The 26,188-nt window shown below is 72.8% G+C and carries 26 protein-coding genes; 11 read left to right on the top strand and 15 right to left on the bottom strand.

Features of this window, described 5'->3' with window-relative positions; all coding sequences use genetic code 11:
• Positions 1-181: 181 nt before the first annotated feature.
• Together AC0682_RS30285 and AC0682_RS30280 are read right to left on the bottom strand one after the other, a co-directional pair.
• Positions 182-316: a hypothetical protein gene (locus tag AC0682_RS30285; protein ID WP_478536373.1), complete on the bottom strand. Its 135-nt coding sequence runs from the start codon at positions 314-316 to the stop codon at positions 182-184.
• A gap of 73 nt (positions 317-389) precedes the next feature.
• Entirely contained in the window at positions 390-1,061 is a 672-nt protein-coding gene (locus AC0682_RS30280) for a DNA alkylation repair protein (RefSeq protein ID WP_478536372.1), read from the bottom strand.
• Positions 1,062-1,110: 49 nt separating this feature from the next.
• Between AC0682_RS30280 and AC0682_RS30275 the strand changes: the two genes are divergently transcribed.
• Both AC0682_RS30275 and AC0682_RS30270 read left to right on the top strand, forming a co-directional pair.
• Positions 1,111-1,836, top strand: a complete 726-nt coding sequence (locus AC0682_RS30275) for a TVP38/TMEM64 family protein (protein WP_478536371.1) — start codon at positions 1,111-1,113, stop codon at positions 1,834-1,836.
• Between the two features lie 202 nt (positions 1,837-2,038).
• Positions 2,039-2,911, top strand: coding sequence for an undecaprenyl-diphosphate phosphatase (locus AC0682_RS30270; RefSeq protein ID WP_478536370.1), 873 nt, complete (start codon positions 2,039-2,041; stop codon positions 2,909-2,911).
• 70 nt (positions 2,912-2,981) lie between these two features.
• On the opposite strand, the gene AC0682_RS30265 is transcribed toward AC0682_RS30270, so the two are convergent.
• Together AC0682_RS30265 and AC0682_RS30260 are read right to left on the bottom strand one after the other, a co-directional pair.
• Positions 2,982-5,330 carry a DUF8189 domain-containing protein gene (locus AC0682_RS30265; protein WP_478536369.1) on the bottom strand — a complete coding sequence of 783 codons (2,349 nt, stop codon included), beginning with the start codon at positions 5,328-5,330 and terminating at the stop codon, positions 2,982-2,984.
• A 363-nt stretch (positions 5,331-5,693) separates the two neighbouring features.
• On the bottom strand, positions 5,694-6,251 hold the full coding sequence (locus AC0682_RS30260; protein ID WP_478536367.1) for an AAA family ATPase: 558 nt from the start codon (positions 6,249-6,251) through the stop codon (positions 5,694-5,696).
• A 175-nt stretch (positions 6,252-6,426) separates the two neighbouring features.
• Here AC0682_RS30260 and AC0682_RS30255 point away from each other — a divergent pair, with 175 nt between their 5' ends.
• From AC0682_RS30255 to AC0682_RS30240, 4 genes are read left to right on the top strand one after another with little or no spacing between them, the layout of a single operon-like run.
• Positions 6,427-7,167 (top strand): class I SAM-dependent methyltransferase, encoded by a 741-nt coding sequence (locus tag AC0682_RS30255; protein WP_478536366.1) that lies wholly within the window; start codon positions 6,427-6,429, stop codon positions 7,165-7,167.
• Complete coding sequence (locus tag AC0682_RS30250) at positions 7,164-8,264, top strand: pyridoxal-phosphate dependent enzyme (protein ID WP_478536365.1); 1,101 nt, start codon at positions 7,164-7,166, stop codon at positions 8,262-8,264. Before AC0682_RS30255 ends, AC0682_RS30250 begins: the two co-directional genes overlap by 4 nt.
• Positions 8,261-9,487, top strand: a complete 1,227-nt coding sequence (locus AC0682_RS30245; protein ID WP_478536363.1) for an ATP-grasp domain-containing protein — start codon at positions 8,261-8,263, stop codon at positions 9,485-9,487. Before AC0682_RS30250 ends, AC0682_RS30245 begins: the two co-directional genes overlap by 4 nt.
• A gap of 7 nt (positions 9,488-9,494) precedes the next feature.
• The gene (locus tag AC0682_RS30240) at positions 9,495-10,700 is read left to right on the top strand and encodes an MFS transporter (protein ID WP_478536361.1); all 1,206 of its coding nucleotides are present in this window, start codon (positions 9,495-9,497) and stop codon (positions 10,698-10,700) included.
• Positions 10,701-10,767: 67 nt separating this feature from the next.
• Here the strand turns inward: AC0682_RS30240 and AC0682_RS30235 are convergent, their stop codons facing one another.
• A complete protein-coding gene (locus AC0682_RS30235; RefSeq protein WP_478536359.1) occupies positions 10,768-11,442 on the bottom strand; it encodes a sigma-70 family RNA polymerase sigma factor in 675 nt (224 codons plus the stop codon).
• A gap of 180 nt (positions 11,443-11,622) precedes the next feature.
• Complete coding sequence (locus AC0682_RS30230) at positions 11,623-12,318, bottom strand: hypothetical protein (RefSeq protein WP_478536357.1); 696 nt, start codon at positions 12,316-12,318, stop codon at positions 11,623-11,625.
• A gap of 220 nt (positions 12,319-12,538) precedes the next feature.
• Between AC0682_RS30230 and AC0682_RS30225 the strand changes: the two genes are divergently transcribed.
• The 4 genes from AC0682_RS30225 to lnt all read left to right on the top strand — a co-directional run bounded on the left by AC0682_RS30225 (position 12,539) and on the right by lnt (position 16,983).
• Positions 12,539-13,558 (top strand): ferric reductase-like transmembrane domain-containing protein, encoded by a 1,020-nt coding sequence (locus AC0682_RS30225; RefSeq protein WP_478536355.1) that lies wholly within the window; start codon positions 12,539-12,541, stop codon positions 13,556-13,558.
• 126 nt (positions 13,559-13,684) lie between these two features.
• On the top strand, positions 13,685-14,551 hold the full coding sequence (locus AC0682_RS30220; RefSeq protein ID WP_478536354.1) for a universal stress protein: 867 nt from the start codon (positions 13,685-13,687) through the stop codon (positions 14,549-14,551).
• 72 nt (positions 14,552-14,623) lie between these two features.
• The gene (locus tag AC0682_RS30215; protein WP_478536352.1) at positions 14,624-15,103 is read left to right on the top strand and encodes a nuclear transport factor 2 family protein; all 480 of its coding nucleotides are present in this window, start codon (positions 14,624-14,626) and stop codon (positions 15,101-15,103) included.
• Between the two features lie 128 nt (positions 15,104-15,231).
• Positions 15,232-16,983, top strand: coding sequence for an apolipoprotein N-acyltransferase (gene lnt / locus AC0682_RS30210; RefSeq protein WP_478536350.1), 1,752 nt, complete (start codon positions 15,232-15,234; stop codon positions 16,981-16,983).
• Here the strand turns inward: lnt and AC0682_RS30205 are convergent.
• A complete protein-coding gene (locus AC0682_RS30205) occupies positions 16,952-17,860 on the bottom strand; it encodes a Gfo/Idh/MocA family protein (RefSeq protein ID WP_478536348.1) in 909 nt (302 codons plus the stop codon). The two genes, lnt and AC0682_RS30205, sit on opposite strands and share 32 nt — an antisense overlap.
• A 187-nt stretch (positions 17,861-18,047) precedes the next feature.
• On the opposite strand from AC0682_RS30205, the gene AC0682_RS30200 reads away from it, so the two are divergent.
• Positions 18,048-18,569 (top strand): DinB family protein, encoded by a 522-nt coding sequence (locus AC0682_RS30200; protein ID WP_478536374.1) that lies wholly within the window; start codon positions 18,048-18,050, stop codon positions 18,567-18,569.
• Between the two features lie 777 nt (positions 18,570-19,346).
• Here AC0682_RS30200 and AC0682_RS30195 read toward each other — a convergent pair.
• The 8 genes from AC0682_RS30195 to AC0682_RS30160 all read right to left on the bottom strand — a co-directional run bounded on the left by AC0682_RS30195 (position 19,347) and on the right by AC0682_RS30160 (position 26,092).
• Positions 19,347-19,838 (bottom strand): hypothetical protein, encoded by a 492-nt coding sequence (locus AC0682_RS30195; protein ID WP_478536347.1) that lies wholly within the window; start codon positions 19,836-19,838, stop codon positions 19,347-19,349.
• Positions 19,839-19,973: 135 nt separating this feature from the next.
• A complete protein-coding gene (locus AC0682_RS30190) occupies positions 19,974-20,666 on the bottom strand; it encodes a uracil-DNA glycosylase (RefSeq protein ID WP_254813054.1) in 693 nt (230 codons plus the stop codon).
• Between the two features lie 116 nt (positions 20,667-20,782).
• Entirely contained in the window at positions 20,783-22,186 is a 1,404-nt protein-coding gene (locus tag AC0682_RS30185) for an ABC transporter substrate-binding protein (RefSeq protein WP_478536345.1), read from the bottom strand.
• 294 nt (positions 22,187-22,480) lie between these two features.
• The gene (locus AC0682_RS30180) at positions 22,481-23,236 is read right to left on the bottom strand and encodes an SDR family oxidoreductase (RefSeq protein WP_070202504.1); all 756 of its coding nucleotides are present in this window, start codon (positions 23,234-23,236) and stop codon (positions 22,481-22,483) included.
• A gap of 20 nt (positions 23,237-23,256) precedes the next feature.
• On the bottom strand, positions 23,257-24,018 hold the full coding sequence (fabG, locus tag AC0682_RS30175) for a 3-oxoacyl-ACP reductase FabG (protein WP_478536344.1): 762 nt from the start codon (positions 24,016-24,018) through the stop codon (positions 23,257-23,259).
• A 306-nt stretch (positions 24,019-24,324) separates the two neighbouring features.
• Positions 24,325-24,708, bottom strand: coding sequence for a DUF3037 domain-containing protein (locus AC0682_RS30170; protein WP_478536343.1), 384 nt, complete (start codon positions 24,706-24,708; stop codon positions 24,325-24,327).
• On the bottom strand, positions 24,705-25,586 hold the full coding sequence (locus AC0682_RS30165; RefSeq protein WP_478536342.1) for a HipA family kinase: 882 nt from the start codon (positions 25,584-25,586) through the stop codon (positions 24,705-24,707). The genes AC0682_RS30170 and AC0682_RS30165 overlap by 4 nt, the downstream gene beginning before the upstream one ends.
• A 110-nt stretch (positions 25,587-25,696) precedes the next feature.
• The gene (locus AC0682_RS30160) at positions 25,697-26,092 is read right to left on the bottom strand and encodes a tyrosine-type recombinase/integrase (protein ID WP_478536340.1); all 396 of its coding nucleotides are present in this window, start codon (positions 26,090-26,092) and stop codon (positions 25,697-25,699) included.
• Positions 26,093-26,188: the final 96 nt, after the last annotated feature.

Raw genomic sequence — 26,188 nt, 5'->3', positions numbered from 1 at the left:
CAACGTCCTGTGGGCGATGATCCGTGACGGAGAGTGCTTTCACACTTCACCTCCCGTCACGGGAGCGGCTTGACAACACGATTGGGAAGTTCCTTTGAGAACTCGAAGCTGGGAAGAGATGAAGACCCCGGGGCCCCGCCGACCCTCCCCTTGCGGGGTCCGCCGGACTGTCGGGGGAGGGTCAGCTTCGGGCGCCGCCGAGGGGCGCTGCGGCAGCGGCGAAGGCTGCGGTGGCGGCTGCGACCACGTCGTTCACGGCAGCCTTCGGCTCGTCCGCGACTGCGGACGGCGCTGCGGGGAAGGCGTACCGGAACATGCCTTTGATCGTGGCCCAGCGGGACGACCACGTCGAATGGTTTTCGGCGGGGAGTCGGCCAAGGGCCGCGGCCTCAGAGGTTCTTGAGCGCCTCGCGCACGGAGAGCGGGGAGAGGCGGGTCCGGGCACCCTCGACGAAGTCGCGTACGGCGGTGGGGTCGGTCTTGGCGTACTCCCGCAGCGCCCATCCGATCGCCTTGCGGATGAAGAAGTCCGGGTGGTCCGCACGGCGCAGGCAGTAGCCGAAGAGGCGGTCGGTGTCAGTGGCTTCCTTGTAGCGCAGCTGGTGGAGCAGGGCGGTACGGGCGACCCACAGGTGGTCGTCGTCGATCCACCGGTCCATGGCGCGGGCGAGCGCCGGGTCGGCGGTGACCAGCGGGCCCGCGACATGCGCGGCAAGCGCGTCGGTCGTGTCCCACCAGGGGACGGTGGTGACGAGGTGGCGCAGAACGGGGAGGAAGCCGGAGGAGCAGGAGGAGACGTACCGGCGGAGGTAGTCGACGGCGAAGTAGTGGTACTCGCGCTCGGGCAGCTCCCAGCAGCGCAGCGCGATCGCCGTGCAGTCCCGCTCGTCCGGCCGCCCGGTGCCGGCCAGCACGGTCCTCGCCAGGGCCCGGCGCCGCGGGGCGGGGATCCCGAGGAACGGGGCGATGTGCCTCATGTCCGGTTCGACGGGAGCACCCGGTACGGCATCGGGAAGCGGGCCGTCCGGTTCGGCGGGAGCGGAGGCTGCTGCGGGGTCCACGCGACGCACATTACGGCGATCACACACCGTTTTCGGTTAGTCTCCCCGAATGTTCGACCCCGTCCCCGCCGCCCGGCCCGCCGGCGCCACGGCCCTCCGGCGTTCCAAGGCACTGCTCTCCCCCTGGTCCCGGTTCTCGCTGCTGGTGGCCGTGCTGCTGGCCGCCGCGTCGACGATGCTGCTGTTCGAACCACAGCGGCTGCTGGCGTCGGGCTGGCCGGAGCAGCTGACGGGCGGCGGTGCGGCGATGCTGTTCGGGCTCGCGTACGGGGCGCTCACCGTGGCGTTCGTGCCGCGCCCGATCCTCAACCTGGCGGCGGGGGCCCTCTTCGGTACGCAGACGGGGCTGATGGCGGCCCTGGCGGGCACGGTCCTCGGCGCGGGCGTGTCGTTCATGCTGGGCCGGGTCCTGGGCCAGGACGCGCTGCGCACACTGCTGCGCGGGAGGGTGCTCACGGCCGCCGACGGGGTGCTGAGCCGCCACGGCTTCCGCTCGGTGCTGGCGCTCCGGCTCTTCCCCGGCATCCCGTTCGCCGCCGCCAACTACTGCGCGGCGACCTCGCGCATGGGCTGTCCGCCCTTCCTCCTGGCCACCGGCATCGGCTCCATCCCCAACACGGCGGCGTACGTCGTAGCGGGCAGCGAGGCCGCCTCGCCGACCTCGCCCCTCTTCCTGGCGGCGACGGGATTCATCGTGGTGTCCGGTATCGGCGGCGCCCTGGTCGCCTGGCGCAAGCGCCACCGGCTCGGCGGCCGGGAGGCACCCAAGGACTGAGCGCACAGCGGTACGTGGATGACCCTCGCGGTCATCCTTGCGTTCACTTTCGGGCGATAAGCTGCCCGCGATCTTCTTCCCGCCGACTCCCCGACTCTCCGCGCCCCTTCGCTTCCTCTCCTCCTTGACCGCACTCCGCACGCAGCCGACGGGCCCCGCGTCCACGGCCGATGCACGATCACCTCGGGATGGCCAAAGCCCCATGAGCTGGTTCGAATCATTCGTCCTGGGACTTGTTCAGGGACTGACCGAGTTCCTGCCGATCTCCTCCAGCGCCCACCTGCGGCTGACCGCCGCGTTCGCCGGCTGGCACGACCCGGGGGCCGCCTTCACCGCCATCAGCCAGATCGGCACGGAGGCCGCGGTCCTGATCTACTTCCGCAAGGACATCGCGCGGATCGTGTCGGCCTGGTTCCGGTCGCTGACGAACAAGGAGATGCGCAGCGACCACGACGCCCAGATGGGGTGGCTGGTCATCGTGGGCTCGATCCCCATCGGGGTGCTCGGCGTCACGCTCAAGGAACACATCGAGGGCCCGTTCCGGGACCTGCGGCTGATCGCGACGACGCTGATCGTCATGGGCATCGTGCTCGGCATCGCGGACCGGCTCGCCGCACGCGACGAGGCGGGCGGCAAGCACCGTGCGGTGAAGGAGCGCAAGACGCTCAAGGACCTCGGCGTCCGGGACGGTCTGATCTACGGCTGCTGCCAGGCGATGGCGCTGATCCCCGGTGTCTCCCGCTCGGGCGCGACCATCAGCGGCGGTCTGCTGATGGGCTACACCCGCGAGTCGGCCGCCCGCTACTCCTTCCTGCTGGCGATCCCCGCGGTACTCGCCTCCGGCGTGTACGAACTCAAGGACGTGGGCGAGGGGCATGTCTCCTGGGGGCCGACGATCTTCGCGACCCTGGTCGCCTTCTTCGTCGGCTACGCCGTCATCGCGTGGTTCATGAAGTTCATCACGACCAAGAGCTTCATGCCCTTCGTGATCTACCGGGTCGCGCTCGGCATTCTCATCTTCGCACTCGTCTCGGCCGGTGTGCTGAGCCCGCACGCGGGTGAGTCCGCGGGCTGACAGCCGGGCTCATGAGGAAGGGGCGGGGCGGCGGCATTCGGCCGCCGCCCCGCTCCGTACGCGGGTCGTCCTAGTTCTCGCAGTGCCCGTAGTGGGGCGGGGTCTTCGAGACCCGGATGACGGTGGAGCCTTCGACGCCGTCGGTGCCGTTCTTGGCGTACGACACGTTGCGGGCCGGAACGGTCCAGGAGAGCCGGCCCAGGGTCACCCTCCAGTAGCCGGTCGTCTCCCGTGCGACGGGTGCCGTCTCGACCCATCCGAACTGCTTCGGTGGCACGCTGACGTGTGCCTGGTCCCCCACGGAGCCTTCGTGGAGCCAGTCGGAGAGGTCGGCGGTGAAGTTGAAGGTGGCGGGCAGGAACTCGTCCGTATGCGCCATCGCCCCGCCGAAGGAGAAGTCGGTGCCGCTGGGCCGGAACCAGGAGACGTTGAAACCCTCCTGCGCGGAGCCCTGGTTGTAGAGCACCTTCCCTACGACGCAGCGCTCCGCCGCGCGGTGGGCGGGTTCCTCCGTCGTGGGGATGAAGACGCAGGGGTAGTCACCGGGGTCCAGCTCGCACCGTGCGGCGGACTGCTTGAGGACGGTGGCCAGGACCCCGGGTGCGGTGGTGGTGACGCGGCCGGTGAGGGCGAGCGTGCTGTGGCCGAGCCTCCAGGTGTCGTGCTCCTTGGCCGCGTTGCTGTCGCACTTGCGGCGCACCACCCTGGTGAGGGTCTCGGGCCACAGGGCGTCGGACAGGGCGGTCAGACAGCTCGACGCGTCGCCGCGGTGCCGTAGGCGGAAGGCGGACGCGTTCTGCGTCGCCTTGTCGGCGCTGGGGGGCAGGACCGGTTCGATGTACCACTGCTGGTCCACGCTCGCGGGATCGCAGGGCGCCAGCTCGAACTCGACCGGGCCGAACAGGGGGTCCCTCCGGTCGATGCACCTGCCCTTGAGGCGGTTGACGATACTGACCGCCCCGCGCGGGTCGTTCGTCGGCCGCATCGCCCACGTCTGCCAGGGGACGGAGCGTCGCTGCTCACGGACGATGGCACTGTCGGGCTTGAGCGAGTTCTCCAGGCTCAGCACCAGGCCCAGGTCATCGCTCTCGATGGTCAGGCACTCCAGGGAGGAGGGGCCGGCACACGGCCCCGAGCCGACGGGGCCGAGGTCGGCCCAGTCGAGCCAGACGTCCTCCCGGCTGCCCCTGGGGTCCCCCAGCGACAGCCGGGAGCGCTGGTGGATCGTGTCGGACTCCTTGCCGAGGGCGAACACCCCGAAGGAGGTGGAGTGCCCGCGCCGGACGGAGTGGGCCGTGACGGACTGGACCTTCTGGCCGTCGAGCGACCGCCAGCCGGCCGCCCACACCCCGTTCGGATCGTTCCCGGTCGCGGGACTGGTCTGCGTCCGGTAGGCGACACGCTCTTCGGCGTTGACCCCGAAGACCGCGAGGCGGCCGTCGCTGTGGGTGGTGACGACGGGGCGGCCGGGCGCCGCCGGCCCGATCCTCTCGGCTGTGCTCCACACACCGGCCGGATCCTGCCCGGTACCCGGGGCGGTCTGGGTGACCGTCCACAGCCTGCCGTCGCTCCGGTTGGCGAAGACCTGGAGCAGGGTGCCGGCCCGGACGGTGTTGACGGCCACGGCCGGGTTGCCCGTGTGCTCCGTCCCGATCTGCTTCCACTCCGACCAGTTGTCCTCGGGCAACGGGGTCCGTGGTGTGCCGGGGACCTTCTGCGCGGTCACCCTCAGCCGCCCGTCGGGCTTGCGGGCGACCACGCTGATGCGGCCGTCCCCGGCGACCACAGCGGCGGGGCTTCCCGCCCAGGTGCCAGGCAGGGACTCCCACCGGCTCCATTCCGCACCGTTGGGATCCTTCTGGACCCGGTGCCAGATACGGTTGTCGGCGCCCCGGGCGAAGAGTTCGAGCCGCCCGTCGGTGTTGCCCCGGACGAAACCGGCGGTGTCCGGAAGGGGACTGCTGTGCCTGTTGTCATTGGCGACGACCACCGGAGCCCCGGCGATGGCCGTCCCGTCGGGCGCGCCCAGGTCCCGCCACGCCGACCAGCCGCCGTCGGCGGTCTGCCTCTGCGCCCACAGACGGCCGTCGGCACGCCGTACGAACACCGATGGCCGCCCGCTGAGTTCGCGGGCCGTGACCGGGTCGCCGAGGGCCGTGCCGCCGGTGCTGGTCCACGCGCTCCAGGAGTCGTCCTCCCGGTTGTGCGTCCTCCGGTACACGGTGTCGTCCGCGCCCCGGGCCAGGACCACCGTCGCCCCGTCGGCCGCACTCGTCACGACCGGGGTCCCGGCGGTGGACTCCGGGGCCTGGGCCCACACCGGCGCTTCGGCTGCGGCGGGCCGGGCGGACGACGGCGGCGGCGCGGCCGCGGCCGGTGTTCCGGTGAGCGAGATCAGAGCGACGAGCACCAGGCTCATCACGGCGGCTGAGGCGCCCGGGCCGGCCCGTCCGGGCCGGAGATGTCGTACGCAACCCGCGAGCATGAACTACCTCCTGGGCAGATAGGTGTCCGGCCACCGGACACGGCGGCCGTCCCGACCCGTCGGCTCCTTCGCCTACAGGTGCCGACAGGACAGCGGAGACCCTAGAGCCAGACCACCGGGGGCCTTCCAGGACTGTTTCGGCCAACCACCCGAATGAGGGATGGAACAGTCCCCGGTTCGCACCCGGGTCGATGTTGAACCCCGTCCGGCGGCTCGGGGGCCTCCGGTCGCTTCGGAGGCCCGGCACCGTGCGCCCAGGAGACCTACGGGGGGGAGACGGGCGGCAGTGACGGTGGTTCAGCGGGCCGTGAGGCCCGTCGCCGCCAGGACCGCGTCGACCGTCTCCGCGACCGTCAGCTCGGCGTTGTCGATCCAGACGCCTTCGCCGGCCAGTTCGGTCCGCATCGCCGCGTCCAGGAACGACCAGTCCGTCGTCAGGTTCTTGTCCCGGGCGAGATTGCGCTCCCCCGCCTTCGTCGCGCCCGGGGCCAGCACCACGAAGTGCAGCGGCCCGAAGGCGAGCTGCCGCCGGTAGAAGTCGAGATGGGCCCGGCGGACGACCACGTCGTCGACGACCGGCAGGAAGCCCGCGCCGACGAAGCTGTCGGCCAGCAGGCAGGAGTTGCGGGCCCGCAGGAAGATCTGCCGGTCCGCCTCCGCGTCCCGCTCCGGCGAGGGCCATCGGCCGCCCCGGACGATCATCTCCTGGAGGGCGTCGACCTCGATGTGCGCCGAGGCCGCGAACCGGGCCGCCAGCGCGGCGGCCACCGTGGACTTGCCGCTGCCCGGGATACCGCTCAGCAGGACGGCCCCCTCAGCCGGTTCGGTGTCCACCGGCACCTCGCTCCAGGTCATGCTCCCCGCTCCCTCCGGTCTCTCCGGGCCGTCCGGCCCGCCCGCCGGTGATCGTAGGCCGACGCCGGTGCCGGGAACTTCCCGGCACCGGCCGCCGACTACCTGGAGTACAGGCCCAGCGACCGACGCTGCACAGCACGGCGGCCCCACGAGGGCCGGGAGGAGACCGAGAAGCATGCAATGGTACGAGGACGACGCACTCTGGTCCGATTTCGCCTCGACGATGTTCCCGCCCGCGCGGGCGCAGTCCGCCGCCGCCCTCGTCGCCTCCTCGCCCCTGCTGGACTTCCCCCCGGGTTCACGGGTCCTGGACCTGGCCTGCGGGCCGGGGCTGTTCGTGGTGCCGCTGGCGGCGCGCGGGTACGCGGTGACGGGCGTCGACCTCTCGCGGACGATGCTGGAGCGGGCCCGGGGCGCGTGCGAGGCGGCGGGGGCAGATGTCCGGCTGGAGCGGGCCGACATGCTCACGTACACCGATCCCGGCGCCTTCGACGTGATCCTGAACGTCTTCACCTCGTTCGGCTACTTCGAGGCCGCCGAGGACAACCTCCAGGTGCTCCGCAACGCGTACGGGAGCCTCGCGCCGGGCGGGCAGCTCGTGGTGGACGTGATGGGCAAGGAGGTGCTGGCCGGCTGGATCGGGCGGCCCAAAGCGGTGGACCTGCCGGACGGCTCGTACGTCGTCCAGCGCGACACCGTCCTCGACAGCTGGCGGCGGCTGCGCACCGACTGGACGCTGGTGCGCGGGGACACGGCCCGTACGGCCTCCATCCACTCCTGGCTCTACTCCGCCGCCGAACTGCACGCCCTCTTCGAGGAGGCCGGCTTCACCGACGTGGAGTGCTTCGGCGGCTTCGACGGCTCGGGCTACGACCAGCACTCCGACCGGCTGATCGTCCGCGGGCGGCGCAAGTGAGGGCCGGGGCACGGCAGCCGGCCGCCGCCGCGACCGTGCACGAGCACATCACCGACGCCGTGAAGGCCCCGGACCTGATCCGGCTGGACGGCGACCTGGTGCTCGCGCGGTTCGAGACGATGAAGGTGTACGCGGCGCTCGGCGCGGTCCGTTCGCTGCTGCGGCGGGGCCGGGTGGTGCCCGGGCAGACCCTGGTCGACAGCTCCAGCGGCATCTACGCGGTGGCACTGGCGATGGCCTGCCACCGCTACGGGCTGCGGTGCCACATCGTGGCATCCACCACCGTCGACGCCACGATGCTCGCCCAGTTGGAGGTGCTGGGGGCGACCGTCGACCGGATGCCGCCCTCCCGGAGCCTCCGTCTGGACCAGGAGCTGCGCGTCCGGCACGTACGCCAACTCCTCGCGGACCGGCCGGACTTCCACTGGATGCGGCAGTACCACGACGCGGTGCACCACGAGGGGTACCGGGAGTTCGCCGACCTGCTGACCGCCTCGCTGCCCCAGGGTCCGCTGACCGTGGTGGGCGCGGTCGGCACGGGCGCGTCGACGGGTGGACTGGCCCGTGCGCTACGGGAGTCGGGGCGGGCGGTCCGGCTGGTGGGGATCCAGCCGTTCGGCAGCGTCACCTTCGGCAGCGAGCAGTTCAGCGACCCGGAGGCGATCATCGCGGGCATCGGCAGCTCGATCCCGTTCGGCAACGTGCACCATGAGCTGTACGACACCGTGCACTGGCTGGACTTCCGCCACGCGATGGCCGGTGCGGTCGGGCTGCTGCGTCGGCACGCGGTGTTCGCCGGTCTCTCCTCCGGGGCGGCCCATCTGGCGGCGTCCTGGGAGGCGGGGCGCGATCCGGGCCGGCTGCATCTGGTGCTGGGCGCCGACACCGGACACCGTTACGCGGAGCGGGTGTTCGCCCGCCACGCCGAGGCGCTGGACCCGGCCGGACTCCGGCCCCGGCCGATCACGTCCCTCGAAGCCCTGCGCCCGCCGTGGTCGGTGATGGAGTGGGGGCGGCGTGCCGCGCCCGCAGCCGCCCGCACGTCCGAACAGGGCGGTGCCCCCGCCCCCGTACCGACCGTGGAGATGCAGCCGTGACGATCGCCGCCCTGGAGTCCCTGTCCTTCGGGCTCGGCCGGATGGCCGAGGCAGCCGAGGAGTCCGGTCACCGGCTCTGCCTGCTGACCGGTGACCGCTCGGTGTACCGTCACGAGCTGGCCACCCTGCCCGCCGACGCGCTGGACGTGGTGGACGTCGACACCGACGACCCGGAGGCGGTCCGCCGGGCGCTGGCCGCCCTCCCCTCGCTCGCCGGGCTCATCAACACCACCGACACCTGGAGCGTCCCGGCGGCCGGACTCGCCGCCGAGCTGGGGCTACCGGGCCCGGACCCGGCGGCGGTCCGGCTGCTGCGGGACAAGCGCCGGGTCCGGGAGGCACTGCACGCGCGGGGGCTGAGCCGGTCGACCGCCGTAGCCGTGCCTCCCGGGCCCAAGGGCGCGGAGGCGGTCCTGCGTACGGTCGGCCTGCCCGTCGTCCTCAAGGACTCGGCGGGCACCTCCTCGCGCTCGGTCTGGATCGCGCACGACGAGGAGGCGCTGCGCCGGGCCGTGGCGGAGGCGGGCCGACAGCCCTTGAAGGGCGAGCTGTTCGCGGAGGCGTTCCTCGCCGGTCCGCTGTACAGCGCGGAGACCCTGAGCTGGGAGGGGACCGCCCGGCTGCTCGGGGTGCTGAGCCGTCAGACGTCCCGGACGGCGGTGGTACGGGAGGAGGTCGCGGCCTTCCCGGTGGCGCTGCCCGACGGGGAGCGGGACGCGGTCGAGGCGTGGGTGGGGCGTGTCCTCGAAGTGGCCGGCCACCGGCGGGGGTTCGCGCATGTGGAGTTCATCCTGACCGCCGGGGGGCCGGAGTTGGTGGAGATCAACCGGCGGATCGGCGGCGCGCTGGTGGGCGAGGTGCTCTGCCGGACGCTGGGCACCAATGTGTACACGGCGATGATGGACGAGGCGCTGGGCCGCCGTCCCGGCCTGCTGGACGCCCCGCTCGACGAGGGCGCGGGGCCCGCGTACGGCTTCGTCCTCGTCTACGCCGACCGGCCCGGGGTGCTGAAGGGCTGGCACGGCCTGGGTGAACTCGCCGCCTTCCCCGGGTCCGTGGAGTGGTTCCCCGTACGCGAGCCGGGCGAGCACCTGCCGCACGTGGGCGACCAGCGCGGCTGCACGGGCATGGTACTGGCCCAGGCGCCGACGGCGGAGCTGGCGCAGCACCGGGCGTGGAGTGCGGCGGTGCGGGTGCGTCCGGTGATCGCGGACACGCCGTGAGGAGCGGGTGAGCACGGAAGGCACGACCAGGGAAAGGCGGTTCACCGGGCCGCAGGGGCTTCTCCTGGCAGGGTCGTTCCTCATCACGCTCGGCAGCTTCGCCGTGCTGCCGTACATGTCGGTCCTGCTCCATCAGCGGCTCGGCCTCGGGCTGGGGACGGTCGGCTCCGTGCTGGCGGTGGCCTCGCTGATCCAGTTCGCCGGGGGCGTGGTCGCTGGACCGGTGGCCGCGCGGATCGGGCTGCGCGGGTCGATGCTGCTGGCGCTGGGGTTGCGTACGGCCGGATTCGCCGCGCTCGTACCGGGGTTGACCAGTCCTGTTCTGGCGGTCGGCGCGCTCATGATGGTGTCGGCGGGCGCGGCACTCTATCTCCCTGCCAACAAGGCCTACCTGGTGAATGGTTCACCGGAGACGGAACGGCCACGGCTGCTGTCGGCGAGCAGTTCGGCGTTCAACGCCGGGATGGCTCTCGGTCCTCCGGCGGCGGCACCCCTGGTGATGGGCTCCCCCGGGGTGCTGCTCTCGTGCGTGGCCGGGCTGTTCGCGGTGGTCGGGGTGGGGCACGCCTTCCTGCCGCGCGACGAGGTGGGGCCCACGGCGGCCGAGGTGCCACCGCCCGCGGCCGGCGCACGGCGGTCCGGGCTCTCGCCGTTCCTGGTCACCGTGGCGAGCGTCTACGCCTTCATGTTCTTCCAGCACTACCTGGCGCTGTACGCGGTCCCCCGGACCTCGGCCGGGTTCTACGGCGTGGTCCTGACGGGGTACGCGGCCCTCCTCGTCGTCGCCCAGCCGCTGTTGGCGGAGCGGGTCGCCGCCCTGAGCTACCCGGGGGCGCTGCGGTGGGGGTTCGGGGCCCTGGCCCTCGGCATGGCCGCCATCGCCGGGGGCGGGCACGCGGGGATCGCGGTGGGCGGCGTGCTGATCTGCCTGGGGGAGATCGTGCTCTTCCTCAAGAACGACCTGGAGGCGCTGGCCCGTGGCTCCGCTCCCCCGGCCACCGTGTTCGGCAGGCAGCGGCTGGCAGCGGGCCTCGGGGCGTTCGCCAGCGGGGTGGTGGGCGGCCAGCTGTACGCGGCGGCGGAGTCGGCGGGTTCGGCGCGGGCGTTCTGGGTGGCCGTCGGCCTCCAGTGCGTGCTGCTGCCGGTGCTTCTGCTGAGCCTGGGCCGCCGGAGCGCCCGGGGCCGGTCGGAGCCCCGGGCGGACCGGCCCTAGACCGGCTGGACCGCGGCGGACCCGGCGGTGGCGGAAGGGGCGTGAGCGGGGGTGCGGGCCGGGGCGTTCAGCGGTCCGCCCGGCGCACTCCGGCCCCCGGCTCCCTGCGCCACTGCCCCGCCAGCTCCCGGCGGGCGCGCGCCACCCGGGAGCGCACCGTGCCGACGGGGCAGCCCGCGGCGTCCGCGGCCTCCTCGTAGGAGAGCCCCACCACCTGGGTGAGCACGAAGGCCTGGCGGCGCGCAGGGTCCAGGTGGCGCAGGGCGTCGAGGACCGCCACCGACTCGTCGAAGCCGGGGAGGCCTCGTGGCTGGGCCCGTTCCGCGGCGCCCTGCCAGTCGGCGGTGTCGGCGGTCCGGGGGCGTACGGCGGCCGTGCGGTGGCGGTCGATGACCACGCGCCGGGCGATGGAGAGGAGCCAGGTACGGGCGCAGGAGCGTCCGGCGAAGCGGGCGAGGCCGCTCATGGCCCGTACGTAGGTCTCCTGGGCTAGGTCGTCCGCGCCGGGGACATCGGCGCTGAGGTAGGCGACGAACCTCCGGACGTCCTCGTAGGTCGCCCGGACGAACCGGTCGGCGGCCTCCCGGTCACCGCCGCCGGCGGCCAGGGCCCAGTCGGTGATCTGGCCGTCGTTCTGCCGGGCGGCGTGCGCCGGGGGCCGGGGTGCGGGGGCCGGCCGCGGCGGTGCGGTGGGGCCCGAGGCGGGGGCAGGGGGCAGGGAGGGGGTGGCAGTCGGGGTCACAGCTGTCCTTCGCGTCCTGGCAGAGCCGTGGTGCGGTCGCCGCCCGGCTCCGCGTGGCCGACCGTCCGGGGCCCTGGGGCGGTCCGGCGGCAGCGGCATGGCTGTCACGGGTGTGGGCGCGAGAGCGCACACCCGTAGCGCCCCCGGCGGATCACACAGGACCGGCCGGGCGCCTGGAGGTCACGGGGAGGGGATGGGGAGCGGCGGACCGCGCCGGGAGAGGACGTGCGGGGCCAGCAGGCCCTGGGGGCGGCGGCCCGGCCTGCGGCGGGCGCGCGGCCGGACGGGCCGCCCGGTGGCGGCCGGCGCCGCCGACCAGAGGCGCCAGGCCGTCCGCAGCGGAGCCCGTACGAAGAGGGCCAGGCTGCGGCCCAGCCGGGCGAGGGCGACCTCGCCGCGCCAGAGCCACCAGCCGCAGATCAGACCGGCGAGGACGTGGGCGGCGGTCATGGGACCGGTCAACGCCGAGCCGCTGAAGGCCCCCAGAAGCTCCGTCGGCAAGGAGGAGGGGTCGGCGACCGGGTGCGGAGCGGGAGCGTGGGGCAGCTCGTGCCCGTGGTGCGCGAGCCGCGCCGCAGCGCTCGGCTCGCCCGTCGCGGGGTCCGCCGACGCGTGGGCCCCCGCCGCGGTGAAGTGGGCGTGCAGCCCCAACTGGCCCAGGACATGGGCCGCGAGGGTGACCGGAGCGCCCCGTTCGCGGCGGCCGAGCCACCAGCCCGCTCCGGCGACGGGTACGAGGACGGCCGCCAGGGCCAGGAGGGGCAGGGGGCCGTCGGACATGAGGGCGTGGCCGAGCCCGGACACGGCGACGCACACGACCGCGAACAGCGCGGTGCGGGCGAGGCGGAGTGCGGTTCCGGCTCCCATGGCGGTCATCGTGCCAGCCGCACCCGCCCCGCGGAGAAGAGCAGCAGATGCGGAAACAACAGGAGTTCGCCCCGTTTGCCCCCGCCACTGGTCATGTGATTCACATCACAGCCCCCTCGGGGGAACTTTCCCCCCTCCCCCACCGACTGCTCCAACAGCATGCCTGCACACGCCTGGCACGGGCCCGACGCAGCGCCCCGCCAGCCGACGCCCCCCACGAAGAGGCCGCATGACGAACCAGCCCCTCGCACCCGAACCGGCGGCGGCCGCCGAACTCCCCACCGGCTCACCCGAGGCCACGCGGCCCGGCGTCCGACCGCCCGGTGCGGAGCGGCCCCGCGCCGGCGGACGCATCACCCTCCGGTCCGATCTGCGCGCCTCCTGGCTCGACGGGCTGGTGGCGCTCCTGGTGACGGCGGCCGTCTTCGTCCTCCTCTACATACGCATCCGCGACAGGACCTCCGCCACGGTCTCCGTGATGCCGTTCATGGCCGACGTGGGCGGCTTCTGGATGTACTTCCTCAGCCAGGCGTTCGGCTGGTCCGCGCTGCTCTGGGCCTGGGGCACGGTCGTCCTCGGACTCCTGCTCTCGGGCCCCCGTCCGCGGTGGCCGCGGATCTCCGCCCCGCGCCTGGAGCGGCTGCACCGCACCACGAGCCTCAACACGATCGCGCTGATCCTCGCCCACGCGTTGTTCTTCGGCGCCGAGCTGTTCCGGCACGACACGGCGGCCTGGAACTCCGCGCTGGTGACCGCCTTCGTCGAGACGTTCGTGCCCGGCGGCTACACCTCGGGGACCGGCCGGATCGCCATCCCGATCGGCCAGGCGGCCCTGTACCTCGCGATCCCGCTCGGCCTGCTCTTCTACGTACGCCACCGCTTCGGCCCGAAGACCTGGCGGGTGCTGCACCGCTTCGTGATCGTGGTGTACGTGCTGAGCGTCTGGCACACGCTGCTGTACGGGACGAACGTCTGGTACGACGGCTGGTTCCGCACCAGCGTCTGGCTGCTCCAGCTGCCGATCGCCGCCCTGCTCCTCGTGCGGCTGCTGCGCCCGGCCCGCCGCTCCGAGAAGCTGCCTCTCTCGCCGCGTGCCGCCGCCTCCCGGACCGGCTGGGGCCTGCGGCTGGCCGGTCGGCTGGCGGTGGTGGGGGTCATGGTCGCGCTGGTCGTGGTGGTGGTCAGCGGAAGCGACGGCGGCCGGACCGTACCGCCGGACGACACCTCCTCGACACACCACCACGACTGACCGGCATCCGCGCCTGCGGCCCGGGGGCGGGAGGCGCGGTGTGCGGGTCCGGTGGTCGCGGTCCGGGGCGTGGGCCCGGTGTCATGAGGCCCGGCGGCCGGGCCCCGGCATCGTACGCTCGGGTCCATGACCACCCATGATCTTCCCGTGATCGCCGCCGTCGACGGTTCCACGCACGGCCGGCAGGCGCTCGACTGGGCCACCGACGAGGCCGTACGGCGCCGCCTCCCGCTGCTGATCGTCCACGTCAGGCCGCTCACCCGGACCGCCGACGAGGAGACCCGGCTGCGGGAGGCGGACGAACTGCTCGCCGAGGCCGTACGCCGGAGCGAGGCGCTCGCTCCGGCGCTGAGCCCGTCGACCCTGGCCCCGCTGGACTTCCCGGCGGCCGCCCTGGTCTCGCTCGGCCGCGACGCGTCGATGATCGTGGTCGGCTCGCGCGGGCTCGGCGGCTTCCGCTCGCTGCTGATCGGCTCCAACAGCCTGGCGACCGCGTCGATGGCGAGCTGCCCGGTCGTCGTCGTGCAGGACGGCCGCGCCGACGAGGACGACCGGCCCGAGGAGACCGCGGTCTCCTCCGACATCGTGGCGGGGGTGGCCGCCGACGAGAGCAGCGAGGCGGTCCTGGAGTTCGCCTTCGCCACCGCGGCCGCCCGCCCCGGGGCGCGGCTGCGGATCGTGCACGGCTGGACGATGTTCTCGTCCATGCTCACCGGCGGGCCGGTCTTCGACCGGGAGAGGGCGGCGGACTCGGCCCGGCGCGGGCTGGCCGAGCTGACCTCCGGGTGGCAGGAGCGGTATCCGCAGGTGGAGGTCGTACGGGAGCCGGTCAACGGCTCCGCCTCGCGCACCCTGGTGACGGCCTCCGCCACGGCGGCCCTGACCGTCATCGGCCGCCGCAGGGGCGGGGAGTCGCTCGGCCTCGGCCTCTCCCCGGTGGCGCAGACGACGCTCACGCACGCGCTGGGACCGGTCGCCGTCGTGCCCTGCTGAGGGGGCGCCTCGCCGACCTCCCTGCTGTGCAGCCCTCTTGGCGTGCCGGACGGCTTGGCCGAGACTTGACCGATGACACAGCGTGTGGCACTCGCGACCGTGATGGACCGGCTCGCCATCGATGATGTGATCACCGGATACGCCGTGACCGTGGACGACGGCGACTGGAGCGCGTACGAGGCCCTGTTCACCCCGGACGGCCGGGCGGACTACACGGGCGCGGGCGGGATGGCGGGCCCGGCGGGCGAGATCGCGCGGTGGCTCGCCGGGACGATGCGCCTCTTCCCGGTCCGCCAGCACCTGATCGTCAACCGCCGCATCGACCTGGAGGACCTGGGCGGTTACCCGGGCGATCGGGCGCGGGTGCGGGCCGACTACCTCAACCCGATGCGCCTGGCCCGGGAGGGCGAGACCGCGGGGACCGGTGACACGGCCCCCGACGTCGTCTCCGGCGGGCGGTACGCCTTCGAGCTCGACCGTACGGAGCCGGGCTGGCGGATCCGTGACGTCGCCGTCCACGAGAAGTGGCGCCGCGCCCCCGGCCCGGCCTGATCGCACCCCTCGGGCGAGCCCGGCCCTGTCCCGCGCCCGGTGGGGATCACCTGCCCCACACTGGGTACAGAGAGCTGATCCGGCAGGTCACGCGGCTGCTCACCCGCGCGGGACGAGGAGGGCACGGCATGCGGAGGTGGTGGGCCGGGGCGTCTCCGGCGTCCGGTGGACGGACGCGTGGCGGGCCCGTGGAGGACGGGACGCCGGTGGACGGGCGGGAGGAGAACGGGCGGGCCGGAGCGCCGCCACCGGACGGGACACCACCGGGCAAGCCCCCGCCCACCGGGCCGTCACCGGACAGGCCCCCGGGAGACGGGCCGCCCGCCGGTGTCGGGGACTCCGCCCGCCGGACGTTCCCCGCCTCCGGCCGACTCCGCTGGCCGGCCGCCCTGCTCGCCGGGGCGCTGCCCGCGCTCGCCTTCCCCGCGCCCTCGCTCTGGTGGCTGGCCTACGTCGCGCTCGTCCCCTGGCTGCTGCTGATCCGCTCGGCGGGCACCGCGCGGCGGGCGGCTCTGGACGGCTGGATCGGCGGGATCGGCTTCGTCATCGCGGTGCACCACTGGCTGATGCCGAGCCTGCACGTCTTCATCGTGCTGCTGGGTGCGCTGCTGGGCCTGCTGTGGGCCCCCTGGGGCGTACTGGCCTGGCGGCTGCTGGTGGGCAGGCCCTCCGCGTGGCGGGCCGCCGCCGCGGTGGTGGCCGTGCCGTCGGGGTGGCTGGCGATCGAGCTGGTCCGCTCCTGGGAGGGGCTCGGCGGGCCCTGGGGGCTGCTCGGGGCGAGCCAGTGGGAGGTCGCGCCGGCGCTGCGCGTGGCGTCGGTGGGCGGGGTGTGGCTGGTGAGCCTGCTGGTGGTGGCGGTCGACACCGCGCTCGTCCTCCTGGTGACCGCGCGGACCGGCGCCCGGACGACGGCCGGGGTGCTGCTGGCGGTGTGCGCCCTGGGCGTGACCGGCGTGGGGGTGTGGGCGCCGCAGCCGGTGACCTCGGGGACGGTCAGGATCGCCGTCGTCCAGCCGGGTGTCATCGCCGGCCCGGACAGCGTCGAGCGGCGCCTGGCCCGGGGCGAGGAGCTGACCCGTACGGTCGCGGGCCGCGATGTGGACCTCGTCGTCTGGGGCGAGAGCAGCATCGGGGCGGGCGCCTGGGAGAACCCGGAGACCGCCCGGCGGCTCGCGGCGCTCTCCCGGGAGACCGGGGCCGATCTGCTGGTCAACGTGGACGCCCGGCAGACGGACGGATCGGGCCGGAGCGGGATCTTCAAGTCGGCGGTGCTCGTGGGGCCGGACGGGCCGACCGGAGACCGGTACGACAAGATGCGCCTGGTGCCGTTCGGTGAGTACGTCCCGGCGCGCTCCCTGCTCGGCTGGGCGACCTCCGTGGGCAGGGCGGCGGGCGAGGACCGGCTGCGCGGCGACCGCCAGGTGGTGATGGTCCTGCCCGGCGGCGACCGGGGGCTGCGGATCGGCCCGCTGGTCTGCTTCGAGTCGGCGTTCCCCGACATGAGCAAGCGGCTGGTCCGGGACGGCGCCCAGGTGCTCGTCGCCCAGTCCGCCACCTCCACCTTCCAGGAGAGCTGGGCCCCGGCCCAGCACGCCTCCCTGGGCTCCCTGCGGGCCGCCGAGAACGGCCGCCCCCTGGTGCACGCGACCCTCACCGGGATCAGCGCCGTGTACGGGCCGCGCGGGGAGCGGATCGGTGAGCCGCTCGGTACGGACGCGAGCGCGGCGGCCGTGTACGACGTGCCCCTGACGCGCGGCACCACGCTCTACGGCCGCTTCGGCGACTGGGCGGTGTACGGGGCGCTCGCCGCGCTGGCCGCCCTGTGCGCCGCCGAGGGGCTGCGGGCGCTCAGGAGGAGGCCTGCTCCAGGGCGTCCCTGACGATCCGCTCGCACAGCTCGTGGGTGGCCAGGGCGTCCCGGGCGCTGAGGACCCCGCCCGCGCGGACCGCGTCGAGGAAGGAGTGGACGCACGCCTCGATGCCGCGCTGGCGGGCCACCGGAACCCAGTCGCCGCGTCGGCGCACGCTGGGCTGGCCCTTGTGGTCGACGACGTCGGCCAGGTTGAGGACCTGGCGCTTGGTGTCCCGGCCGGAGACCTCGAGGATCTCCTCGGTGGAGCCGTTCAGCCGGTTCATCATCCCGATCGCGGTGAAGCCGTCGCCGGAGAGCTGGAGCACGACGTGGTGCATCAGCCCGTCGACGATCCGGGCGCGGACGGTGGTGTGGTCGACGGGCCCGGGGGCCAGGAAGCGCAGGGTGTCGACGACATGGATGAAGTCGTCGAGCACCAGGGCACGGGGGTCCTCGGGCAGGCCGACCCGGTTCTTCTGCATGAGGATCAGCTCGCGCGGGTGCTCGACGCACTGGGCGTAGCTCGGCGCGAAACGGCGGTTGAAGCCGACGGCGAGGCCGACCCCTCGCTCCTCCGCCAGGTCCACCAGCCGCTCGGACTCGGCGTACTCGTACGCGATCGGCTTGTCGACATAGGTGGCGACCCCGGCGTCCAGGAGCCGCTCCACGATCTCCGGATGCACGGCGGTCGGGGCGTGCACGAAGGCCGCGTCCAGCCCCTGGGCGAGCAGCGAGTCCAGGGTGGTGTGGCGGGCACCGGCCGGGATGCGGTGGGCGTCGCCGACCGCGTCGAGCGTGGCGGGCGTACGGGTCTGGAGGTGCAGTTCGACCCCCGGGACCGCGGTCAGCACCGGCAGGTACGCCTTCTGCGCGATGTCGCCGAGCCCGATGCAACCGACCTTCACAGGGGTCTCCCTCTCGCCGTGCCGAAGTCCCGGAGTCTCCGACTCCCGGATTCCTGGATTCCCGGAGTCCGGGAGTCCGGGAGTACCACAGGTGCGTTTCCCGGCAGCATACGGGGCCGCCGACAGCCCGCCCGCGGGGGCCGCCTGGCGAGGAAATGCCTGGCCGGAATCGTGAACATGGCCCATGATGACCGGCATGACGCCCCCAGAACGCTCCGAACCCGCCATCGACGCCGCCGAACGCCCCATGCTGGAAGGGTGGCTGGACTACCACCGCGAGACGCTCGCCACCAAGTGCGCGGGGCTGACGGACGCGCAGCTGCGCGAGGCGTCGGTGCCGCCGTCCGCGTTCACCCTGCTCGGTCTGGTCCGGCACCTGGCCGAGGTGGAGCGCTTCTGGTTCCGGGAGATCCTGGCGGGCGAGGAGCTGCCGGACCTCTACTCCACGGAGGAGGACCCGGACGGGGACTTCACCGTGACGGAGTCCGACACCTGGGCCGGTGCCGAGTCCGTCTGGCGGGCGGAGATCGCGGAGGCCCGGAAGGTGGCCGCCGGCCACCGGCTGGACGACCTCTCCCGGGGCGTCGGCTCGGCGGGCAAGCCGTTCAACCTGCGCTGGATCTACCTGCACATGATCGAGGAGTACGCCCGGCACAACGGCCACGCGGACCTGGTACGGGAGCGCGTCGACGGCGCCACGGGCGTCTGACCCTTTCCAGCGCGGCCCCAGCCCGTTCCCGGCGGCACCGGCCCTGGCCCCGGCGCCCGGACCGGACGCCTCGCCGGGCCGGTGCCGGGCCCGGGGTGTTCACACCGTGCTGACCGGGTCACTCGTGCGGGCCATTCCTCGCCCTCGGGCTGCCCGAGTGGCTGCCCGCACCGCAGAGTTGGCCGTGTGCAGCGAACCAGATTCACCACGAGTCTCCTGGTCGGGGTGGCCGTGGCCGCCGTCTCCGGGTGTGTGTCGGTCGATCCGCGGACGGGGTCTTCGCGGCTGCCGCGGGCGGAGAGCGGCGGACCGGCGCAGGACGTGGTCCCGCAGATCGTGCAGCCGCCCGGCCGTGAGGCGCTGGAGACCATCGTGGAGCCGAGCCCGTCGCCCGGCCGGCCCGCCCGGCCCGCGCCCGCGCCGTCCGCCGTGGCCGCTTCCCAGACCCGGCGTGCGGAACCTCTGCCGGTACCCCGGCCACCGGACCGGGTGGCCCCGCGACCGCGCCCGACCCCGTCACCCCGGGTGCCGGGCCTCGCTCCACCCCCTCTCGCCCCGTCCGGCGTCCTACCCGCCCTCCCCGGGCCCGCGACGGCCTGCACGACGTGTGCGCACTGGGCCGGGGGTACGGGGGCTGGCCCGCGGGCTCCCAGGAATCCCGGATCTGCGAGAAGACGTACGGCCGCTGAGAGACGTACGTCTGCACACGGGACGCCCCGGGGCGAGGGCCCCAGGCATCCGGCGCGACGGGCACCCCGGTAGGGCAGACCTCCGGCGTCACATCCCCCGCAGCCGCAGCTCCAGCCGCTCGATGGCGGCCCGGACACCCTCGCCGTGCCCCTCGTGACCGTCATCGCGGTCGTCGTCCAGCGCGTCCGCCGCGTCGCGGGCCTGGCGCAGGTGGATGCGGGCCGCGTCGGGGCGCTGGAGCTTGAGGTAGTCGGCCGCCAGATCGAGGTGCAGCGAGGGGGCGAACGCCCGGACCGCCAGGGCGTCCGGGTGGTCGGCGGGCCGCTCGCCCCGCAGCGCCTCGGCGGCCGTCAGCGCCCGCAGGTCCCAGGCCAGCTCGTCACCGGGGTCGTCCTGGGTGTCGGCCATGTAGTGCGCGAGGGTGCAGCGGTGCAGCGCGTCGCCCTCGGCGCCCAGCTCCGCCCAGAGGAGGCCGAAGCGGTTGCGGGCCTCCTCCCGGTCGCCGCCGTGGAGCAGCATGACCGCCTGGCCGATCCTGGTCATGACGGCGTCCTCGGACGCCTCCTGCTGCTCCACCACTGCGGTCTCCTCTGGCCCGTCCAGCCGGTCGCGGTCCTCCGACGCTAACGCCGCTGGTCCGCGATCGCGCTCAGACACGGGCGGTAGGGACCGGTCGAGCCGGGCCGAGCCGTACCGCCCTGCCCGTCGGCCCGCTCAGCTCGCAGAGCCGAGGTCCGGGATGCGCCAGTCGATCGGCTGGTGGCCCTGGGCGGCGACGGCCTCGTTGATCTGGGTGAAGGGCCGGGACCCGAAGAACTTCTTCGCGGAGAGCGGCGAGGGGTGCGCGCCCTTCACCACGACGTGGCGCTCCGCGTCGATCAGGGGGAGCTTCTTCTGGGCGTAGTTCCCCCAGAGCACGAAGACGGCCGGGTCGGGCCGCTCGGCGACGGCACGGATGACCGCGTCGGTGATCTTCTCCCAGCCCTTGCCCTTGTGGGAGTTGGCCTCGCCCGCGCGCACGGTGAGCACCGCGTTCAGCAGGAGCACGCCCTGCTCGGCCCACGGCATCAGATAGCCGTTGTCCGGGATGGGCAGGCCCAGCTCCTGCTGCATCTCCTTGTAGATGTTGCGCAGGGAGGGCGGGGTCTTCACGCCGGGCCGCACGGAGAAGCAGAGGCCGTGTCCCTGGCCCTCGCCGTGGTAGGGATCCTGGCCGAGGACGAGGACCTTGACCTTCTCGTACGGTGTGGCGTCCAGGGCGGCGAAGACCTGCTCGCGCGGCGGGTAGACCGGTCCCCTGGCCCGCTCCTCCTCAACGAAGTCCGCCAGCTCCTTGACGTACGGCTTCCGCAGTTCTTCGCCGAGGACGCCGCGCCAGGACTCGGGCAGCAGGTCGATATCGGTCACGTCCACAACCTCCGGTGAGCAACAGGTTCTTGATCCGAGAACCTACCGCCCGCCACTGACAACGGGCCCGGGGGATGCGCACTCCCCGGGCCCGCACACCTGCTACCGGCTGTCGGCTACCAGCTGGCCTTGCGGTACAGCTCCCACATCTGCATGACGGTCTGCGGGTCCAGGGCGCGCTCGCCGCCGCCGATGTCCTCGGCCGAGGCGACGTACAGCTTGCCCTGCCAGAGCGGCAGCAGCCGGACGTCCTCGACGAGGATCTGCTGCGCCCGCTCGAACTGCCTGCTGACCGCGCCCCGGTCGCTCTGCTGCCGCGTGGCGGGGATCAGCTGCTGGGTGATCTCCTTGTTTCGGTACGGGGTTCCGGTGACGCTCTCCTCGCCGACGAAGGGGGCGATGAAGTTGTCCGGGTCCGGGAAGTCCGGGAACCAGCCACGGCCGAAGACCGGGTACTCGCCCTGGGTGAAGCCCTCCTGGAAGGTCTTCCAGGGTGCGCTCTCCAGCGTGATGTCGAAGAGCCCCGACTTCTCCAGCTGCCGCTCCAGCTCCTCGAACTCGGGCTGGGTGGAGGAGCCGTAGCGGTCGGTGGTGTACCAGAAGGTCATCTTCACCGGCTCGGTGATCCCGGCCTCGGTGAGGAGTTCCTTCGCCTTCTTCACGTCCGGGTCGCCGAAGGTGTCGAAGAAGCTGGTGGTGTGGCCCGAGATGCCCTTGGGGATCATCGAGTAGAGGGGCTCGGCGGTGCCCCGGTAGACCTTGGCGACCAGGGCGTCGCGGTCCACGACGTGGGCGATGGCCTTGCGGACGGCGGGCTTGGAGGCGGCCGGGTCCTTCGGGTTGAAGACGAGGAAGCGGATGTCCGCTCCGGTGGTCTCGATGATCTGGAGGCCGTCGTTGCCCTCCTTCTTGTCCTCCAGGCCGACGACCTCCTCGGCGGTCAGACCGCGGTAGGTGGCGTCGATCTCCTTGGCCTTGAGCGCGGCCACCATCTGGGCGGACTTCTCGAAGTACTTGATGGTGACGGCGTTGTTCTTCCGGTTGGCGAAGCCCTTGTAGTCGGGGTTCTTCGTCAGCTCGGCGCTGACACCGGGCTCGTAGGAGTGCAGGAGGTAGGGTCCGGAGCCGGTGATCCTGCCGTCGTCGCGGATCTTGTCCCTGGGGTAGTCGCCGGGGGCGACGAGCGACATGGCGGGCGTGGCCAGGATGAAGGGGAAGGTGGCGTCGGACTTGTTCAGGTGGAAGATGACGGTGTCGTCACCCTTGGTCTCGACCCGGTCGAGGGAGCCGAGCATGCCGGCGGGGCCGCCCTTGAAGTGGATGTCCACGACCCGGTCGATGGAGTACTTCACGGCCTGGGCGTCGAGCTTCTCACCGTTGGAGAACTTGAGGTTCTTCTTGAGCGTGCACCGGTAGGCCATGCTCGTGGCGTCGGTGAACGTGCAGGTGTCGGCCGCGTCCGGCTCGGGGCTCGTACTGCCGGTGGGGAAGCTCACCAGAGTCTGGTAGATGTTCCGCATCAGCTCCCAGGAGCCGTCCCAGGCCGCGGCGGGATCCAGCGTGGACGGGGAGCTGGTCGTCCCGACGGTTATCTTCTGATTCGCTTCCGATCCACTGTCGGAGAGAAGACCGCAGCCGGCCAGCAGAGAAAGGGAAGCTAGGGCTGCAGCGGCCTGCAGACTGGCCCGGTAGAACACGTGCACGCTCCTCGATCAGCCATGGGTCGGCAGACCATACCGCAGCGCCCCGCCGAAGCGATCCCTCCGTCCGGCGGGGCACCCGAGTCAATCAGGCCAAACCGGTTCAGGCCATGCTCAGCCGACACCGGCGTTGAGGAAGATCCCTCCGTCGACCACCAGGGTCTGCCCGGTGATCCAGTCCGACTGCGCCGAGGTCAGGAAGGCCGCGGCGCCTCCGATGTCCTCGGGCACACCGAGCCGGCCGAGCGGATAGGCGGCGGCCGCCTCCGCCTCACGGCCGTCGTAGAGCGCCTGGGCGAACTTCGTCTTGACCACGGCGGGGGCGATCGCGTTGACGCGGACGACCGGCGCGAACTCGTGCGCCAGCTGGAGCGTCAGGTTGATCATGGCCGCCTTGGACATCCCGTACGCGCCGATGAACGGCGAGGGCGAGACCCCGGCGACGGAGGCGATGTTGACGATCGCCCCGCCGTTCTCCTTCTGCCAGGCCTTCCAGGTCTGCTGGGCGAAGCCGAGCGCCGAGATCACGTTGGTCTCGTAGACCTTGCGGGCCACGTTCAGGTCCATCTCGGCCATGGGGCCGAAGACCGGGTTGGTGCCCGCGTTGTTCACCAGGTAGTCGACCCGGCCGAACGCCTCCATGGTCCGCTCGACCGCGGCCGCCTGGTGGGCCTCGTCGTGGGCCTTGCCGGGGATGGCGATGACCCGGTCGGCGCCGAGGCGCTCCACGGCCTCCTTGAGGGCGTCCTCGCCCCGTCCGGTGATGGCGACCCGGTCGCCGCGCGCGACGAGCGCCTCGGCGACCCCGTAGCCGATGCCTCGGCTGGCGCCCGTGATGAGGGCGACCTTCCCGCTGTCCTGCACCGTCATGTCGTTCGCTGCCCTTCGGGTCAGTTGAGGGGGCCGCCGGCCACGTAGATGACCTGGCCGGAGACGAAGCCGGCGTCGTCGCCGGTGAAGAAGGCGATCGCGTTGGCGACGTCCTCGGGACGGCCGACGCGCTGGACGGGGATCTGGGTGGCGGCGGCCGCCTGGAACTCCTCGAAGCCCATGCCGACGCGGGCGGCGGTCTGCGCGGTCATCTCGGTGACGATGAAGCCGGGGGCGACGGCGTTGGCGGTGACGCCGAACTTGCCCAGTTCCTTGGCGAGGGTCTTGGTGAGCCCCTGGAGCCCCGCCTTGACGGCGGAGTAGTTGGCCTGGCCTCGGTTGCCGAGGGCCGAGGAGGAGGAGAGCGAGACGATCCGGCCGAACTTGGCCTCCACCATGTGCACCTGGACAGCCTTCGCCATCAGGAACGCGCCCTTGAGGTGGACGTTCATCACGATGTCCCAGTCGGACTCGCTCATCTTGAACAGCAGGTTGTCGCGGAGCACACCCGCGTTGTTCACGAGGATCGTCGGGGCACCCAACTCGGCGGCGACCCGCGCGACGGCGGCTTCCACCTGGGCGCCGTCCGACACGTCGCAGCCGACGGCGAGCGCGGTGCCCCCGGCGGCGGTGATCTTCTCGACGGTGTCCTTGCAGGCCGCCTCGTCGAGGTCGAGTACGGCGACCGCGCGGCCCTCGGCCGCCAGGCGTACGGCGGTGGCGGCGCCGATGCCCCGCGCCGCTCCCGTCACGATGGCGACGCGCTGCTCGGTGGTGGACATGCTTGGTTCTCCTCGCCCTTGGAATCGCGGCTCAGCGGACGTCGGAGCGCCTCCCTGCCCGGGAGGCCCCGATGACTGAGCAACCGCTTAGTACCTTCAGCAGACGAGACGCTAGAAGCCCTGGCACCCGGTGTCAACGGCGCGCGACGCAGGGGGCCGCACGTCACACCGGGCGGTGCCCCCTACCCGTACCGAAGGGGGCACGCGGACCACGCCGCCCGGCACCCGACGTCGAGCACTCGGCACCCCCACCCGGGACCGAGCGCCAAGCACCAAGCACCGGGCACCGAGCCCCCGGAACGCGACTCAGCGCACCAGCAGGTCGAGCAGCCGCTCCACCTCACCGGCCGGGTCGGTGGTGAGCCCGCTGTGCACGGCCCCGGGCTGAACGACCGTGGAGCGCGGGGCGATCAGCCAGCGGAAGCGCCGCCCGGCATCGTCACCGGCCGCCTGCCCGGCCCCCTCACCGCCGCCGCACACCCCTTCCACCGCACGGAGGGCGGCCCGGACGCCGACGACGTCGGCGTCCGGGTCCAGCGCCCTGAGCTTCGCCTCGTCCAGATGCGTACGGGCGGCGACGAACGAGTGGGCCCGGCAGTAGACGATCACCCCCGCGTTGAAGCACTCCCCGCGCTCGACCCGGGGGACGACCCGCAGGAGCGCGTACTCGAAGACGTCGCGGCGCGTCATCGGCCGCCCTCCCGGCCGGTACGGGCGGCGACCCCGGCGTCATCACCGTCGGCGGCCGGTTTCGGCCGGGGCGGCAGCCGCTCGGTGAGCCAGCCGGGGGCCTGGGAGGGCCGGTCCGCGGTCGGCGCGCCGAGGGTGATCCGCTCATGGATGGTGGCGGCCCGGGCGAGCAGCGGAGCCACGTAGGCCCGGCGCGCCTCGTCGGCGGAGGAGAACCCGGGCTCGCCCTCCAGCCAGACGTCGGGGACGTCGGCGGCCACGTCGGTGAGCAGTTCCTCGGTGACCAGGGGGGCGAGTTCGGCGGCCGCCGAGGCGATGTCCGGGGCGAACGGGGCCAGCACATGGTCGGAGGCGTCGTACGGCTTCGCCACCGAGGCTTCGGCGCCCGGCCAGTTGTGGTGCCAGATCATGGTGGCACCGTGGTCGATGAGCCAGAGGTCGCCGTGCCAGACCAGCAGGTTGGGGTTGCGCCACGACCGGTCGACATTGTTGATCAGCGCGTCGAACCAGACGACCCGCCCCGCCTCGGCCGCGCCCACGGCGTAGGCGAGCGGGTCGAAACCGAGCGAGCCCGGCAGGTAGTCCATCCCCAGGTTCAACCCGCCGCTCGCCTTGAGCAGCTCCTGCACCTCCTGGTCGGGCTCGGCCAGCCCGATGACCGGGTCGAGCTCGATGGTCACCAGCTCCGGCACCCGCAGCCCCAGCCGCCGCCCCAGTTGGCCGCAGATGACCTCCGCGACGAGCGTCTTGCGGCCCTGACCGGCCCCGGTGAACTTCATGACGTACGTGCCCAGGTCGTCGGCCTCGACGATCCCCGGGAGCGAGCCGCCCTCACGCAGGGGCGTGACATAGCGGGTCGCTACGACCTCTTGCAACACTTTCCCAGGCCACCCATCTCTTCAACCTTGCAATCCACGGAAGGCTTCTCCGGAGCGTAGAGGCCGGGACCACGGGTCGATAGCGCTGGGGAGAATCTGGGGAGTTTCGGCTAGCAAGCTGATCTCCCGCGCTCCCCAAGCAGACCATCGATGGTGCCGCGTCCCTTGCTGCCGGCCTCCGGCATGAAGTGAGCATAGTAACCGAGAGTGATCGCAGGCGAGGAGTGTCCGAGCCACCGAGCCAGGGTCACGACGGACTCTCCGGCTTCCAACATGATCGAGGCGTAGGTGTGCCGAAGCACATGGAAGCCGTCCTTCGGAGCCGCCGCCCACTGCCAGGCTTTCGCCCCCTCGGCGCGCGGCGGGATGACGCCTGCCTTGGCCAAGGCAGGCTTCCAGGTGTAGGTGTTCCATGTGTTCACCGCGACAGCGTTGCCGAAGCGCGTGGTGAGCAGGAGGGAGAACTTCTTCTTCTCTCCCTCCGGTTTCCCCCACGGCAGCTCCACTTCTATTGATCAGAAACTCATGGGGTTCTCGTTCACGATGTAGCGGACGTGGGGGCCGCCGAAGTAGCCGCGGACGATGTGCGGCTGACGCTGGCG

This window comes from Streptomyces sp. NPDC043746 (assembly GCF_056436485.1).
The sequence above is the reverse complement of the archived record's forward strand: the minus strand, read 5'-3'. Positions and strand labels throughout refer to the sequence as shown.